At 67.3% G+C, this 14,526-nt stretch carries 13 protein-coding genes; 5 read left to right on the top strand and 8 right to left on the bottom strand.

Annotated features, from left to right (window positions below):
- Positions 1 to 71: 71 nt before the first annotated feature.
- The 3 genes from acpM (at position 72) to ACIBH2_RS20210 (ending at position 3,255) form a co-directional block, all read left to right on the top strand.
- A complete protein-coding gene (gene acpM / locus ACIBH2_RS20220; RefSeq protein ID WP_397119495.1) occupies positions 72 to 371 on the top strand; it encodes a meromycolate extension acyl carrier protein AcpM in 300 nt (99 codons plus the stop codon).
- A gap of 11 nt (positions 372 to 382) precedes the next feature.
- The gene (locus ACIBH2_RS20215; RefSeq protein ID WP_397119493.1) at positions 383 to 1,633 is read left to right on the top strand and encodes a KasA/KasB family beta-ketoacyl-ACP synthase; all 1,251 of its coding nucleotides are present in this window, start codon (positions 383 to 385) and stop codon (positions 1,631 to 1,633) included.
- A gap of 191 nt (positions 1,634 to 1,824) precedes the next feature.
- The gene (locus ACIBH2_RS20210; protein WP_397119491.1) at positions 1,825 to 3,255 is read left to right on the top strand and encodes an acyl-CoA carboxylase subunit beta; all 1,431 of its coding nucleotides are present in this window, start codon (positions 1,825 to 1,827) and stop codon (positions 3,253 to 3,255) included.
- Positions 3,256 to 3,312: 57 nt separating this feature from the next.
- On the opposite strand, the gene ACIBH2_RS20205 is transcribed toward ACIBH2_RS20210, so the two are convergent.
- On the bottom strand, positions 3,313 to 4,809 hold the full coding sequence (locus ACIBH2_RS20205) for a DUF4246 domain-containing protein (protein ID WP_397119489.1): 1,497 nt from the start codon (positions 4,807 to 4,809) through the stop codon (positions 3,313 to 3,315).
- Between the two features lie 133 nt (positions 4,810 to 4,942).
- On the bottom strand, positions 4,943 to 5,353 hold the full coding sequence (locus tag ACIBH2_RS20200) for a hypothetical protein (RefSeq protein ID WP_397119487.1): 411 nt from the start codon (positions 5,351 to 5,353) through the stop codon (positions 4,943 to 4,945).
- 208 nt (positions 5,354 to 5,561) lie between these two features.
- Here ACIBH2_RS20200 and dctA point away from each other — a divergent pair, with 208 nt between their 5' ends.
- Positions 5,562 to 6,992, top strand: a complete 1,431-nt coding sequence (dctA, locus tag ACIBH2_RS20195) for a C4-dicarboxylate transporter DctA (RefSeq protein ID WP_397119485.1) — start codon at positions 5,562 to 5,564, stop codon at positions 6,990 to 6,992.
- Positions 6,993 to 7,491: 499 nt separating this feature from the next.
- Here the strand turns inward: dctA and ACIBH2_RS20190 are convergent, their stop codons facing one another.
- From ACIBH2_RS20190 to ACIBH2_RS20175, 4 genes are all read right to left on the bottom strand, one after another.
- Positions 7,492 to 8,025, bottom strand: coding sequence for a DUF3145 domain-containing protein (locus tag ACIBH2_RS20190; RefSeq protein ID WP_397119483.1), 534 nt, complete (start codon positions 8,023 to 8,025; stop codon positions 7,492 to 7,494).
- 163 nt (positions 8,026 to 8,188) lie between these two features.
- A complete protein-coding gene (locus ACIBH2_RS20185; protein ID WP_397119481.1) occupies positions 8,189 to 9,001 on the bottom strand; it encodes a serine hydrolase domain-containing protein in 813 nt (270 codons plus the stop codon).
- 80 nt (positions 9,002 to 9,081) lie between these two features.
- Complete coding sequence (locus ACIBH2_RS20180) at positions 9,082 to 9,822, bottom strand: SDR family NAD(P)-dependent oxidoreductase (RefSeq protein ID WP_397119479.1); 741 nt, start codon at positions 9,820 to 9,822, stop codon at positions 9,082 to 9,084.
- A gap of 103 nt (positions 9,823 to 9,925) precedes the next feature.
- The gene (locus tag ACIBH2_RS20175) at positions 9,926 to 11,356 is read right to left on the bottom strand and encodes an amino acid permease (protein ID WP_397119477.1); all 1,431 of its coding nucleotides are present in this window, start codon (positions 11,354 to 11,356) and stop codon (positions 9,926 to 9,928) included.
- A 181-nt stretch (positions 11,357 to 11,537) separates the two neighbouring features.
- Between ACIBH2_RS20175 and ACIBH2_RS20170 the strand changes: the two genes are divergently transcribed.
- Complete coding sequence (locus ACIBH2_RS20170) at positions 11,538 to 12,728, top strand: serine hydrolase domain-containing protein (RefSeq protein WP_397119475.1); 1,191 nt, start codon at positions 11,538 to 11,540, stop codon at positions 12,726 to 12,728.
- A gap of 13 nt (positions 12,729 to 12,741) precedes the next feature.
- On the opposite strand, the gene ACIBH2_RS20165 is transcribed toward ACIBH2_RS20170, so the two are convergent.
- Both ACIBH2_RS20165 and ACIBH2_RS20160 read right to left on the bottom strand, forming a co-directional pair.
- Positions 12,742 to 13,317 (bottom strand): DinB family protein, encoded by a 576-nt coding sequence (locus ACIBH2_RS20165; RefSeq protein ID WP_397119473.1) that lies wholly within the window; start codon positions 13,315 to 13,317, stop codon positions 12,742 to 12,744.
- A 141-nt stretch (positions 13,318 to 13,458) separates the two neighbouring features.
- On the bottom strand, positions 13,459 to 14,514 hold the full coding sequence (locus tag ACIBH2_RS20160; protein ID WP_397119471.1) for a phosphotransferase family protein: 1,056 nt from the start codon (positions 14,512 to 14,514) through the stop codon (positions 13,459 to 13,461).
- Positions 14,515 to 14,526 lie beyond the last annotated feature (12 nt).

Genomic DNA, 14,526 nt, shown 5'->3' with positions numbered 1-14,526 from the left:
CATCGGTCTACAGCCGCGAACGCAAGAAAATCCATCGGACCCCACAACAAGAACAAGAAGGGAGCCACACAGTGGCCGCTCTGACCCAGGAACAGATCGTCGAAGAGCTCGGCAAGATCATCGAAGAGGTGACCGGTATCGAGCCCTCCGAGGTGACCATCGAGAAGTCCTTCGTCGACGACCTGGACATCGACTCCCTGTCGATGGTTGAGATCGCCGTGCAGACCGAGGACAAGTACGGCGTGAAGATCCCCGACGAGGATCTCGCCAGCCTGAAGACCGTCGGCGACGCCGTGGCTTACATCCAGAAGCTCGAGGCCGAGAACTCCGAGGCCGCCGCTGAGCTCAAGTCGAAGTTCGGCAGCGAGTAAAGGCCGACATCGTGACCACTCCTTCCACCCGAAACGGGAATTTCCCCAACGTCGTCGTCACCTCCATGGCGGCGACCACATCGATCGCAGGCGACGTTGATGCGACCTGGAAGGGCCTGCTCAACGGCGAAAGCGGCATCGACGTCCTCGAGGACGACTTCGTCGCGGAGTACGACCTTCCGGTCCGCATCGGCGGCCACCTGAAGGTTTCGCCGGACACCCTGCTCAGCCGGGTCGAGATCCGCCGGATGGCGTATGTCGAGCGGCTGGCGACCGTACTCGGTCGCGAGGTGTGGAAGAACGCCGGTTCTCCCGAGGTCGACCCGCTGCGGCTGGGTGTGGCCATCGGTACCGGTCTCGGCGGCGGCGACGCGCTGATCGACTCGGTCGACAAGCTGAAGAACGGTGGCTACCGCAAGATCTCGCCACTGGCCGTTCAGATGGTCATGCCGAATGGTCCGTCCGCTGTCGTCGGTCTCGAACTCCAGGCCAGGGCGGGAGTGGTCACTCCGGTCTCGGCGTGTTCGTCGGGTTCGGAGGCCATCGCCAACGCGTGGCGCATGATCGTGATGGGTGACGCCGACATGGTCGTCACCGGCGGTGTCGAGGGCTTCATCGACTCGGTGCCGATCGCGGCGTTCTCCATGATGCGGGCGATGAGCACCCGCAACGACGATCCGAAGGGCGCCTCGCGGCCGTTCGACAAGGACCGCGACGGCTTCGTCTTCGGTGAGGCAGGTGCGCTCATGGTCGTCGAGACCGAGGAGCACGCCAAGGCCCGTGGTGCCACCATCCACGCCCGGCTCATGGGCGCGGGTATCACCTCGGACGGGTTCCACCTGGTCGCCCCGGATCCGGAAGGTTCCGGCGCGGCGCGTGCGATGCAGCGCGCCATGCAGACCGCGGGTGTGTCCGCCAAGGACATCACCCACGTCAACGCGCACGCGACTGCCACCCCCATCGGTGACACCGCGGAGAAGAACGCGATTCACAAGGCGGGCGTTCAGCACGCCTCGGTCTACGCACCCAAGTCCGCCCTGGGCCACTCGATCGGCGCCGTCGGCGCGCTCGAGTCGGTACTCACGGTCCTCAGCATTCGCGACGGCATCGTGCCGCCCACGCTGAACCTGGAGAACCAGGATCCGGAGATCGACCTGGATGTCGTGCACGGCGAGGCTCGCCGTCAGGACATCGAGTACGCGATCAACAACTCTTTCGGTTTCGGTGGGCACAATGTCGCGCTCGCCTTCGGCCGGTACTGACACCAGGGTTCGGAAGCGGCACGAGTCCCCGCTACGGCGGGGACGAGCCGTGCCCAGCGCTTCCGCCGGTCGTTAGACAAGCGGTCCCGGTGGCTCTCCGGAGGGGAGATCCCGCACCCGAAGATCCACCGGGACTTCGACATTCGCAGCCGCTCTCAGCGACCGCACCTTCCTTCAGAGGAGAGTTTGCGATGACCATCATGGCCCCCGCGCACGCGGATACCACGACCGATCCCCGTGATCCGCTGGGACGGTTGCAGCGCTTCTTCGATCCCGGAACCGTTCTGCCCCTCCACCCCCGCGACAAGTCCGGCGTGCTCGCCGCGATCGGCGAGGTCGACGGCGTTCGCACCGTCGCCTACTGCTCCGACGCGACCGTCATGGGCGGCGCGATGGGTGTCGAGGGCTGCAAGCACATCGTCGATGCGATCGATACCGCCATCGACTCGAAACTTCCCATTGTCGGTCTGTGGCACTCCGGCGGCGCTCGGCTCGCCGAGGGCGTCGAGGCGCTGCACGCGGTCGGACTGGTCTTCGAGGCCATGGTCCGCGCGTCCGGCCAGATCCCGCAGATCTCCGTCGTGCTCGGCTTCGCGGCCGGTGGCGCTGCCTACGGTCCGGCGCTGACCGATATCGTGATCATGGCTCCCGAGGGCCGCGTCTTCGTGACCGGACCCGATGTGGTGCGCAGCGTGACCGGCGAGAACGTGGATATGGCGACCCTCGGCGGGCCCGTCACCCACGGCAAGAAGTCCGGCGTCTGCCATATCGTGGCCGATGACGAATCCGATGCCATGCACCGTGGCCGTCGCCTGGTCTCCATGTTCGCCGAACAGGGCGAATTCGATCTGGCCGCGGCGGCGCACGGCGATGTCGATCTCAAGGCCATGATGCCGGAGTCGGCCAAGCGCGCCTACGACGTGAAGCCGATCATCCACGAACTGCTCGACAATGTGGACGGCGAATCCTCGTTCGAGGAGTTGCAGGGCGGCTACGCGCGCAGCATCATCACCGGTCTGGGTCGCCTCGGCGGCCGCACCGTGGGTGTGCTGGCGAACAATCCGATTCGCCTCGGCGGCTGCCTGAACTCCGAAAGTGCCGAGAAGGCAGCGCGTTTCGTGCGCCTGTGCAATGCCTTCGGCATTCCGATGATCGTCGTCACCGATGTTCCCGGCTACCTGCCCGGCGTCTCCATGGAGTGGGAGGGCGTGGTGCGTCGCGGCGCGAAGCTGTTGCACGCCTTCGCCGAAGCCCGGGTTCCGCGCGTCACGCTGGTGACCCGCAAGATCTACGGCGGCGCGTACATCGCCATGAACGCTCGCTCGCTGGGCGCCACGGCCGTCTACGCGTGGCCGGGGTCCGAAGTGGCCGTCATGGGCGCCAAGGCAGCCGTCGGCATCCTGCACAAGAAGGCCATCGCGGCGGCGCCGGAGGAGGAGCGCGAGGCGCTGCTCGACCGGTTGACCGCGGAGCACGAGGCCATCGCGGGTGGCGTGCAGCGCGCTGTCGCCATCGGTGTCGTGGACGAGGTCATCGACCCGGCCAAGACGCGCTCCACCATTGCGGCGGCGCTGGCCGCGGCTCCGGCTCGGCCGCAGCACAACAAGAACATTCCGCTGTAGAGCACTGCGCGGCAAGCGTATTGGGGCGGTCTCCACGGAGGCCGCCCCTTCGCTATGTCAGTGCTCGCACAGGGAGAACTCGCGTTCGTAGAGCTCTTCGTTGTGTTCGTCGACGAAGTACTTGCGTTCCCGCATGAGCGCCTCGCGGAACTGCTCGGCCTGTTCCCGGGTCATGGTCGTGGTCTCGGCCCAGGGCTGCTGGGGCGGTACGTCTGCGGTCGAGACGATTCTGGTGGACGGGTCGACCAGGAAGAACGCCAGGATCTTGCGGTGGCCCGGCCGGGTGGGATCGGCCAGCTGGAACGGGGCCACGCGGTGCTGGAGGATATTCGGGAAGGCCACGCAGCGGCCCGCGGTGGTGTCGACCGAGCCCAGCACCTGGTTCAGCGGGTCCTCGTCGTCGAGGCCGTAGACGTCGCTCATGCCGGTGCTGTCGTTCTGCTCGTAGTGCGGATCGTCGATCGCCGCCCGGAAGCTCAGCTGACTGTCGGTGATGTTCTCGCTGTCCCAGTAGTAGATGCCGGTCGAGACGATGCGCTCGTTCAGCATGCCCTCGACATGCCAACTGCCACCGGGGTATTCGGGCTTGTCGGGGGTCAGGTGGATGGCGGCGACCTTGACGATCACCTGGAGGCGGTGGTCGCGCAGGTCCACGCGGGCGGAGTCGTCGGGCGGCGGCGGGGCGGTGAATTCGGGGGCGTCCGGGAGGACCGGGCGGCGGTCTTCCCACCACTGGTCCATGGCGTCCTCCCAAGCGCTCTCGGCTTCGTCGTCGTCCTCGGTGGGTTCGACCGGCTTGTTCGGGTCGTTGTCGTACCAGGACCAGGGGTCGGCCTCGATGCGCGGCGGCCGGGGATTGCGCAGGTCGGTGAGGACCTTCTCGAACAGCGGGAGCATGCGGGCGAAGAGGATCGGCAGGACGGATTCGAGCTCGCGATGGTCCACGGGGTGGACATTGTTGACGTAGGAGGCGAAGACGGCATTGCCCTGCGCGTCGACCTCGACATCGGCGGGCAGCCATTGGAATTTCTCCGAGAACGAATAGCGGCCGACTCGGGTATTCGGGTTCTGCCATACGGAGTCATCCACGGGGCTCACGCCGCGCACCAGGCAGAACAGGGAGGGATGCACCAGGTCGAGCACCTGCCCGTCCGAGCCCGGATGCCAGTCCAGCTCCGCCTCGGGCACCTCCTCCAACACCCGAACCGCCTCGCGCAGGCTAGATCTCAGCTCCTCGTCGATCACCGTGTCCGACTGCCACACCCCGTCGACAGCGGCCACCTCGAGGCCGGTGCGCTCGTCGCGCAGTTGCGCGTAGTACTCCAATTCCGCCAGCACATAACGGATTTGGGCCTCGGTCAGTCCCGCGGCGGTCGCCTCCCGCGTCCACCTGGCGACAATGTCCTCGTCGCGCATTTTGACGAACCACTGTGGCTTGGCGCGGATCTGGGCGCTCAGGCGCATCATGTCCAGTTCCCGCAGCGTTCGGGGCGGGACGGCTGGCCACGAGTGGGAGGTGTGAAACGGCAGGGGAAAGGCGGTGTGGGTAGTCATGCTCTCGGATCTCTGGAACTCTCGGCCACCATCGCTGGTACCGACATCGACCCGTACAGACTAGGCAGCCGTGGTGACACGCTATTGGCCTGGGGCGGAACAGGTTCGGCCCCGCTGGGCGGTGCGCGCCGGGTCAGGAGGCTAGGCGGACTATATCGGCGGACTCGTTCTGGCTGGCGCACTCCTGGTAGGGGTTGGGGTCGCCCTGGCGTTCGCCGCAGACCCAGCGCATATTGTCGACGGTGACGGCGATATCGCCGTCGGGTTGCTTTTCGCGTTGTGCCGCATAGGCATCCACGACGGCCACGGCGTGCGAGCAGAAGTCGACGCCCTTGGTGGTGTGGGCGATGACGGCCAAGCCGTTCGGGCCGGTGCCGCAGTCGACCGGCTCGCCGGGCAGGACGGCCGGGGCTGGTTTCGCGGAGGTCGGGGCCGCGGTCGTGGTGTCGGCGGCCTGGGGCTTCGAGTCGTCGCCGCAGCCCGCGGTGAGGGCAACGGCACCGACGAGACCGATGAACACCAGTGATTCGATCGCACGCCGCACAAGCACTCCTCTCGTCGCGTCATCCTCGGTAGGAGATTGTCGTCGCTGTGCGCGCGAATCCTGCCAGCGACGCGCTCGGTTCGTCCGAATAGTCCGGAATTGTGCGTCGGATGCGCGGTCGGCACATGGCGCGGGCGACGTTGTCGGGTAGCGCGGCGGTAACTCGGGTGTCATGGAGACGGCATACCCGACCCCTAGGTTGCTAGTCATGATCGACACATCCAGTCCACCCGCGACGGGTGCGGGCCAGGCCCGATCGCCTTGGTACCGCTCGCTTTTCGTGCAATTGCTGGTCGCCATCGTGGCTGGAATCGTGGTCGGGCGGCTGTGGCCGGGGGTGGGCGCGGATCTGAAACCGCTGGCGGACGGGTTCATCAAGCTGATCAAGATGGTGATCGCGCCGATCGTGTTCTGCACGGTCGTGCTCGGCATCGCCCATGTCGGCGACCTGAAATCGGTGGGGCGGATCGGCGTGAAGGCGCTGATCTACTTCGAGGTCGTCACCACCTTCGCGCTGCTGTTCGGGTTGCTGGTCGGCAATCTCGTCGAGCCCGGGGCGGGTTTCCGCATCGATGCCGAGACGCTGGCGCACGGATCCGAGCGGATCGCCGCCAAGACCGGGAACGGGGAGTTGCCGCATACCGTCGAATTCCTGCTGAACATCATTCCGACGTCGGTCATATCGGCCTTCGCGGAGAACGCGCTGTTGCAGGTGCTGTTCTTCGCGGTGCTGTTCGGATTGGCGCTGGCCAAGTTCGGTGAGCACGGGCCGCCGGTGGTGCTGGAGTTCGTCGACCATATCGGCCGGATCTTCTTCGTGATCATCGGGTGGATCATGCGACTCGCACCGCTGGGGGCCTTCGGGGCGATGGCCTATATCGTCGGCCAGTACGGGTTGGGGGCGCTGCGCAGCTACGGCAAGCTCATCGCGTGCTGCTACGGCGCGGCGGCGCTGTTTCTGCTCGTATTGGGCGCTGTCGCATGGGTTTTCGCCGGGGTGAATCTGTGGAAGTTCGTGAAGTACATCAAGGACGAACTGTTCCTGGCACTCGGCACCGCCTCCAGCGAGGTGGTCCTCCCCCGCATCATGACCAAGCTCGTCGACGCGGGCTGCTCCCGCACCACCACGGGACTCGTTGTGCCGACCGGCTATTCGTTCAACCTCGACGGCGCCACGCTCTACCTGTCGATCTGCGTCCTGTTCCTGGCACAGGCACTCGACGTGAATCTCAGCCTGGGCGAGCAGATCACAGCCGTCCTGGTGCTCATGCTCACCTCCAAGGGCATGGCCGGGGTGCCCGGTTCATCGTTCCTGGCACTGTCGGCGACCATTTCCGCCATCGGCCACGGCTCGATCCCCGTCGCCGCCGTGGCAATCCTGCTTGGCGCGGACCGCATCATGGATTCCATGCGGGTCTCGGTGAACATCCTGGGCAACTGCGTCGCCGCCCTGGTCGTCGCCAACTGGGAGGGCCAGCTCGACAAGGACCGTATGCGGCGGGTGCTCGCTGGCGAGAGCGTAGAGCCGCTCGAGGAGCCGGATCCCATGGGCGCGGGGAGCGCTGCGGGGAAAACCCTTACAGCAGAGCCGAATTCGACGGTAGGAAGCGAGTCGGTTCCGGCTGCCACAGCGACTTAGTGGGCGCGGAAGTGTTGCGTGCGGTCCGCCGCCAACGGACGCGAGACCAACGTGGCCGCTGACGCGAACATAACGGACGCAGGTCGCACAGGCGCAAAGCGGGATGGAAGCCCGCCAGTGGGTCCGCGAACGAATGTCACGGGCACGAGGGGCCCAGCGGACCACGCGAGCGGGTCCAGCAAGTGCGGACGAGCAGACGCAGCGGGCGCGGGCGAAAGGACCGAGCGGGTGCGGGCAAGCAGACCTAGCGGGCGAGGGTGAGCGGACCTAGCGGGCGAGGGCGAGCGGACCTAGCGAGCAAGGGCGTGCAGGCCGAGCGCGCGAGAGCGAGCAGACGCAGTGGGCGAGAGCGAGCAGACGCAGTGGCGCGGTGAGCGGACGCAGTGGCGCGGGTGAGCGGGTGAGCGCGCCTTAAGCGAGTGGGGGCTAGCCGGATGTGATGGGCGGGCCTAGTGGCGCTCGCAGGCGCGTCGAGTGGCTGGTGCGGGCGGTGGGTGGGTCAGCCGACGTCGCGGCGGAGCCAGGTGACCTCGGCTCCTTCGCCGCCGAGGCGGAAGGGTTCCAGGGCGTCGTCCCAGGCGGTGCCGAGGGCGCGGTCGATCTCGGCGGCGATATCGTTGGCCGAGTAGCGGCCTTGTTCGCGGGCCTCGGCGACGATCGCGCGCAGGCGCATTTCGCCGACGATGACATCGCCGCTGGCGCTGGTCGCGCCATTCCAGAGGCCGAGGCCGGGGACGAAGCAATAGCGTTCGCCGTCGACGCCCTCGCTGGGGTTCTCGGTGACTTCGAAATAGAGCACCGGCCAATCTCGCAATGCTCTGGCTAATCTACTGGCGGTGCCAACCGGTCCGTACCAGTCGGTGGTCGCGCGCAACTGGCCACCGGCCGCGGGTTGGGCGGTCCACCGCAGTTTGGCGGGCGCCTTGAGGGTGGAGGTGAGCGTCCATTCGATGTGCGGGCACAGCGCGGCTGGCGACGAATGTATGTACACCACACCAGACGTCGCGTCGGCGAACTGACTCGATGCACGCACCACTAACACCTCCGGCTTCGACGGGGACGTCTTCCCCAACGACCCTCCAAGCCGGGCGTTGCCCGAGTTTACTGGAGTGCCCGATGTTACGGGTGTTACTTACCCTACGTGTCGCAACTCCGCGCACTCCCCCGCCCGTGACCGGGCGAACCACTGGAATCGATCAGGCGAACTCGGCGATCACGGCGTCGCTGAGGGTCGGCCACGCCGTGCGCGCCCAGTCTCCGAAATTCTCGTCCGCCAGCGCGAGACACGCCATGCGGATCTCCGGATCCACCCACAGGAAGGTGCCTGCCTGCCCGAAATGCCCATAAGTACGAGGCGAATTCGCGCCGCCGGTCCAATGCGGGATCTTGTGATCGCGGATTTCGAATCCCAGACCCCAGTCGTTGGGGCGCTGTGACCCGTAACCGGGGAGAATGCCATTGCGATCCGAGAATTGCACTGTGGTTGCTTCGGAAAGCAGTTCCGCGCTCACCAAACGCGGATTCAGCAATTCCTCAGCGAACCGCAGGAGGTCTGCGACCGTGGAGCGCCCGGCATGTCCGGCCGGTCCGGCGAGTACGGAATTACGCATCCCGAGCGGCTCGAATACCGCCTCGTGCAGATACCGGTCGAACGCGATCCCGCTCTGCTCGGCCACGAATTCCGCGAGCACCTCGAACCCGGCGCTCGAGTAGATCCGCCGCGCCCCCGGCTCGGCCAACACCTGCCGACTGTCGAACGCGTACCCCGCCGTATGCGCGAGCAGATGTCGAACGGTCGCCCCCGGCGGCCCCGCCGCCTGATCGAGCTCCACCGCCCCCTCCTCCACCGCGACGAGAACCCCGTACGCCACAAGAGGTTTCGTCACCGAAGCCAACGCGAACACCCGCTCGAGCTCCCCCTCGGCATCCACCACCCCCTTACCGGCCACCACAACCCCCGCCGCCGCGTTCCGGACCGGCCACTGTCGAATCTGCTCCAGCGCTCGCACCCCCCGAGCCTACGAGAACCGCCCGCCCGCCATCGACCCGCCACGAGCTCCGCGACCGGGTACTGGTGACCTTGAACCCGCTAGTGGAGGTAGGAGGCACCGTTGACGTTGAGGATCGCGCCGGAGGTCCAGGTGGCTTGGGGGGAGGCGAGGTGGTGGACCGCGGAGGCTATTTCCTCGGGTTCGGCTACTCGGTGGAAGGGGCTTTGGGCGCGGACCTCGTCCGTGACGCGATTGGCGACGCGTTCGGTGGCGACGAAACCAGGGGCCACCGAGGCGACGGCGATGCCGTGAGGGGCCAGGTGGACCGCCAGGGATTGGCCGAGCGCGTGGACTCCGGCCTTGGTTGCGCCGTAGGCGGGGTGGTCGGGTTCGCCGCGGAAGGCACCCCGCGAGCCGATATTGACGATGCGGCCGGGAATGCCCTGGTCGATCATGTGGCGGGCAGCACAGTAGGAGATGTTGGCGGTACCGAACAGATTGACCTCCATGGTCTTTCGCCACGCCTGCTGCCAGTCGGCATAGGAGGTCTCCGCCAACGGATGTGGCAGGTTCACCGCCGCGTTGTTGACCAGTACATGGACGGCACCGAGTCCCGCGACGGCCGCCGCCACCATCGCCTCCGCCTCCTCCGGCACGCCGATATCGCCACCGACCAGCACATGCCCGTCCCCCGGCAACAGCCGCAGGGTCTCTTCTGCGTCCTCCCGAGCCGCCGCGTAATGGACCGCCACCCGGTCCCCGCTCTCGGCGAAGGCCAGCGCGACGGCTCGACCGATTCCTCTCGAGGCTCCTGTTACCAACACACCACGGTTCAGCATGGGTCTAGCCTGTCATCGTCGTTCGGGTGGGGGTCTAAGCCTGAACGGTCGAAATTCGCGACAACACAGCGAAATCCACTCTCCCGGCCCGAATAATGACCGCTCAGGCCAACCCCACCGGCTCGTCGACCCGCTTCCGCCCCAGCGCCGCCCGCCGCCGCCCATAGCCGAAGTACACCACCAGCCCGAAGCCCGACCACAGCAGGAACGCCAGCCAGGTAACCCCCGGCAGGCGGGTCAACAGCCAGACGCACATGCCCACGCCGAGGACCGGGACCAAGGGCACCAGGGTTCGGAAGGTGCGGGGAAGGTCGGGTTTGGTGCGGCGTAGAACGAGGACGCCGATGTTCACGAGGCCGAAGGAGACGAGGGTGCCGATATTGGTGGCGTTCACCAACTCTCCGAGGGGGATGAGCGCCGCGAGCAGGGCCACGACGCCGCCGACGATCAACGTGTTGATGGTGGGGATACGTTTGCGGCCGACCTGGGACAGCACCTTGGGCATGAGGCCGTCGCGGGACATGGCGACCAGGATGCGGGTCTGTCCGTAGAGCACGGTCAGCACGACCGACGCGATGGCGACCACGGCACCGGCGGCCAGGATGGTGGCGGGCCAGCCCGCGCCGGTCACCTGTTCGAGCACGGTGGCCAGCGACGCCCCGGAGCCGCCGACCTCGTCGACGCCCACCGCGCCGACGGCGGTCAACGCCACCAGGACGTACACCACGGTGACGATGCCGAGTGAAATCACAATGGCGCGCGGCAGATCCCGCTGCGGATTCTTGGCCTCCTCGCCCGCGGTGGAGGCGGCGTCGAAGCCGATGAAGGAGAAGAACACCATGGACGCCGCCGAGGTGATGCCCGCGATTCCGGCGGGGGCGAACGGGTGCAGGTTGTCGGCGTCGAAGGCGGTGACCGCGACGACCACGAAGAAGATCATCACGCAGATCTTGAGCAGGGTGGTGAAGGTCGTGACGCGGGCGCTCTCCTTGATGCCGTCCAGCAGTACGGCCATGGCGATGAGCACCACGATGGCGGCGGGCAGATTGATGATGCCGCCGTCGCTGGGCGCGGAGGCGAGCGCGTCGGGGATGCGCCAACCGATTGTGCCGCTGAGGAATTCGTTGAGATACGCACCCCAGCCGACCGCCACCGCCGCGACCGAGACACCGTATTCGAGCAGCAGGCACCAGCCGCAGACCCAGGCGACGATCTCGCCGAGGGTGGCGTAGGTGTAGGAGTACGCCGAGCCGGATACCGGTACGGCACCGGCCAATTCGGCGTACGACAGCGCCGAGAACAGTGCGGCGAGCGCCGCGAGGGCGAAGGACACGACCACCGCGGGACCCGCGAGCGGCGAGGCCGCGCCGAGCACCACGAAGATGCCGGTGCCCAGGGTCGCGCCCACGGAGAGGGCGATCAGGGAGGTGAGCCCGAGGCTGCGCTTCAAGGGGGTGTGCTCACCGTCGGCTTCGAGCTGCTCGACGGGCTTGGTGCGCAGCAACGACGCGGTGAATCGAGTGAGTCCGGGCACGTGCCTGCACGCTACCCGGTGGGGATGGCCTTTTGCGTAGCAGGGTCTCGTGTCGACACGGGCACGCCAGCTCCCGCTACCTGGCGGCATCCAGGCCCGCCGCGGCAGCGACCATGCGGCGGGCGCCTCGGCCGTCGCGCCGGGGAACCGTCCGAACAGTCCGGTTACCATCGGTTGCACCATGAGTGAGCACCCGCAGATCCACGGCGATGTGGAGACCGGTTTCGGCCCCGTCGCCGACGCCTTCCGACGCAATTTCACCCGGCACGGCGAGATCGGCGCGGCGGTGTCGGTGTACGCCGGTGACCGTCCGGTGGTGGATCTGTGGGCCGGGCACCGGGATCGCAAGCGCACGGTGGCGTGGGAGCGCGACACCATGGCCCCGGTGTTCTCCTCGACCAAGGGCATGGCGGCCTTCGTCGTCGCGTCGGCGGTATCGAAGGGGCTGCTCGACTACGAGGCGCCGGTGGCGAGCTACTGGCCGGAGTTCGCGGCGCACGGCAAGGAGTCGATCACCGTCCGGCAGCTGATCGACCATCAGGCGGGGCTGGCGGCGCTGGATCGGACGGTGCGCCTGCGGGAGCTGGACGACCTGGATCGGGTCGCGAGCATTCTGGCCGATCAGAAACCCTTGTGGCGGCCGGGAACTCGGCACGGGTACCACCCCATCACGGCGGGTCTGTATCAGACCGAGCTGATTCGCCGGGTCGATCCGCAGGGGCGCACGCTGGGCCGGGTGTTCGCCGAGGAGTTCGCCGCGCCCTTGGGGCTCGATTTCTACATCGGACTGCCCGACGAGGTGTCGCTGGACAATATCGCCGTGCTGTCGGGCACCACGGGCCTCGACATTCTGCGCTACGAGCGGGATCTGCCGGTGCGTATCGGCGCGCAGCTCGCGGCCAAGCGCGGGCTGTCGTACCGCGCGCTCAGCAGCCCGCGCACGGGCGCTCCCGAGCGCGCGGCGCGGCGCGAGTTCCTCTCCAAGGAGTTGCCCGGGTCCAGCGGCGTGGGCACCGCGCGTTCGCTGGCGCGGGTGTACGGCGCGGCCGCGGCTCGCACCGGCGAACTACCCATCGACTTGGACCTCATCGACCGGCTGGCCGCCGCCGATACCGCCAACGATGTCCCCGCCGACGACCTGGTCCTGTTCACCCGCAGCCGCTACCATCTCGGCTTCCGAAAGTCGTGCGGCGGCTTCCGTTTCGGCACCGACAAGCGCGCCTACGGCACCACCGGACTCGGCGGCTCCTTCGGCTTCGCCGATCCCGCGACAGGTCTGGGGTTCGGTTACGCCATGAACCGCTTGGGTCTCGCGGTCCTCGACGACGCCCGCGCCCGCAATCTCCGAAACGCCTTGCGCCGCTGCATCTGACGCGCGTTGGTGATCAGCCTCGGACGTCGTGTACGTGGTGCACGAGGTCGTGCGCGAAGTAGCGGGCCAGGGTGTCGACGGTGAATTGGGAACCGTTGCTGCGGCGGGCTACTCGCGCGCGGTCGGCGAGCGGGACGGATTCGAAAGCGCGAGCGGCGGTTTCGGCGGCGGTGGTCAGCTGGGCGGCGACGTCAGCGCTCGGCTGGGCGGCGTAGTTCTCCAGGCTGGCGGTGACGTCCTGATCCCAGTTGGCGAACATGGGGATGCCGTCGTCCACGGTGACCGCGGTGTCGTAGCCGCCGATCGCCGGGCCGGGGACCTCGGCGGCCGACAGCGCGATATCGAGACGGTGGGTCATGATCAGGCACACGTCACGCACGTGTGCGGCGTATTCCACCGGCGACCAAGTCGATTCGTCCGGCCGATCCTCGACACCGGCGCGCCGCAGCACCTCGGCGAAGCGGACGGCGCTGTCGCGAACCAGCCCGGGTACGGCCTCGTAGGTGGTGGCCTCGGGGTCGAACCCGCAGTCGGCGCAGGCGCGTTCGAGGACCCAGGTCCAGTCTTTGGTGTCGGGAACGATCGGCATGGCCCACACCCTACGATGGCAGATACTACGCGGCAATAAATATTCTGCCATCGCTCATCGATATCGCGACAAGTTCCCCCGCCAACGCCTCCACCCCCGCCCACGGAGGTGGACGGGGGCGGAGAAGGCAAGGGCTTCAGCTCATTCCATCCAGCGCTGCGCCTTGTCGAACAGCTCCAAGGTGATGGCGTGCAGGAAATCGCCGACCTGCTTCGGAGCCTTGCCCGCGAACGCGCGCGCGTAGGTGCCCTCCAGGACGATGCCGAGCTTGAAGCAGGCCAGCACCGAGTACCAGGTGACATTGCTCAGGTCGCGATCGGAGAACTTGCCGTAGTGGGCGATCATCTCCTCGACGGTGGGCACCCCGCCGACCGCGCCGAGGGTGCCGACCAGCGCCGCGCCGGTGGTGCCGGGCTCGGGCCGGGTGGCGATCTGCCAGCCGAGGTCGAGCAGCGGGTCGCCGATGGTGGACATCTCCCAATCGACCATGGCGACCACCTCGGGACCGTCGTAGGAGAACATCATGTTCGCGAGATGGCAGTCACCGTGCAGGATGCCGGGGGTCCAGTCGGCGGGGCGATGGCGATCCAGCCAGTCGCCGACGCGCTGCACGCCGGGGATCTCGGGCCCGGGGTACCCCTCGTTGGCGCTGTAGGAGTCGAGCTCCTTGAGCCAGCGCGGAACCTGGCGTTCCAGGAAGCCCTCCGGCTTGCCGTAGTCGGCCAACCCGAGCGCCTCGTGGTCGAGCGAGCCCAGCCGGGCAATGGCCTCGACCGCCGACAGACCCATCTGACGACGCACTTCCGGATCGCCCGCGTGCAGCTCGGGCAGTTCGTTCTGCGGATTGAACCCGACGATGGGCTCCATGAGATAGAAGGACGCGCCGATCACCGACTCGTCCGGGCAGGCCGCGATGACCTTGGGCGCGCGAATGCCGGTGCCGTCGAGGGCGGCGAGAATGCGGGATTCGCGCTTGATGACATTGTTGCTGGCGGCCCGCAGATGCTTGGGTCCGCGCCGCAGCACGTACTCGCCGCCGCCTCGGCGGAAGCGCAGCATGATGTTCTGGGTGCCGCCGCCGAGCGGGGTCACATCCTCGAATTCCCCGCCGGGCAAGCCCTGCTCATCCATCCATTTCCCGACGATCGCGAAATCGACGACGTCACGATCCACTTCGACCGGCTGCGCTTCAGACATGTTCCACATTGT

It is taken from the genome of Nocardia sp. NPDC050406, assembly GCF_044459025.1.
GTDB lineage: Bacteria > Actinomycetota > Actinomycetes > Mycobacteriales > Mycobacteriaceae > Nocardia.
The sequence above is the reverse complement of the archived record's forward strand: the minus strand, read 5'-3'. Positions and strand labels throughout refer to the sequence as shown.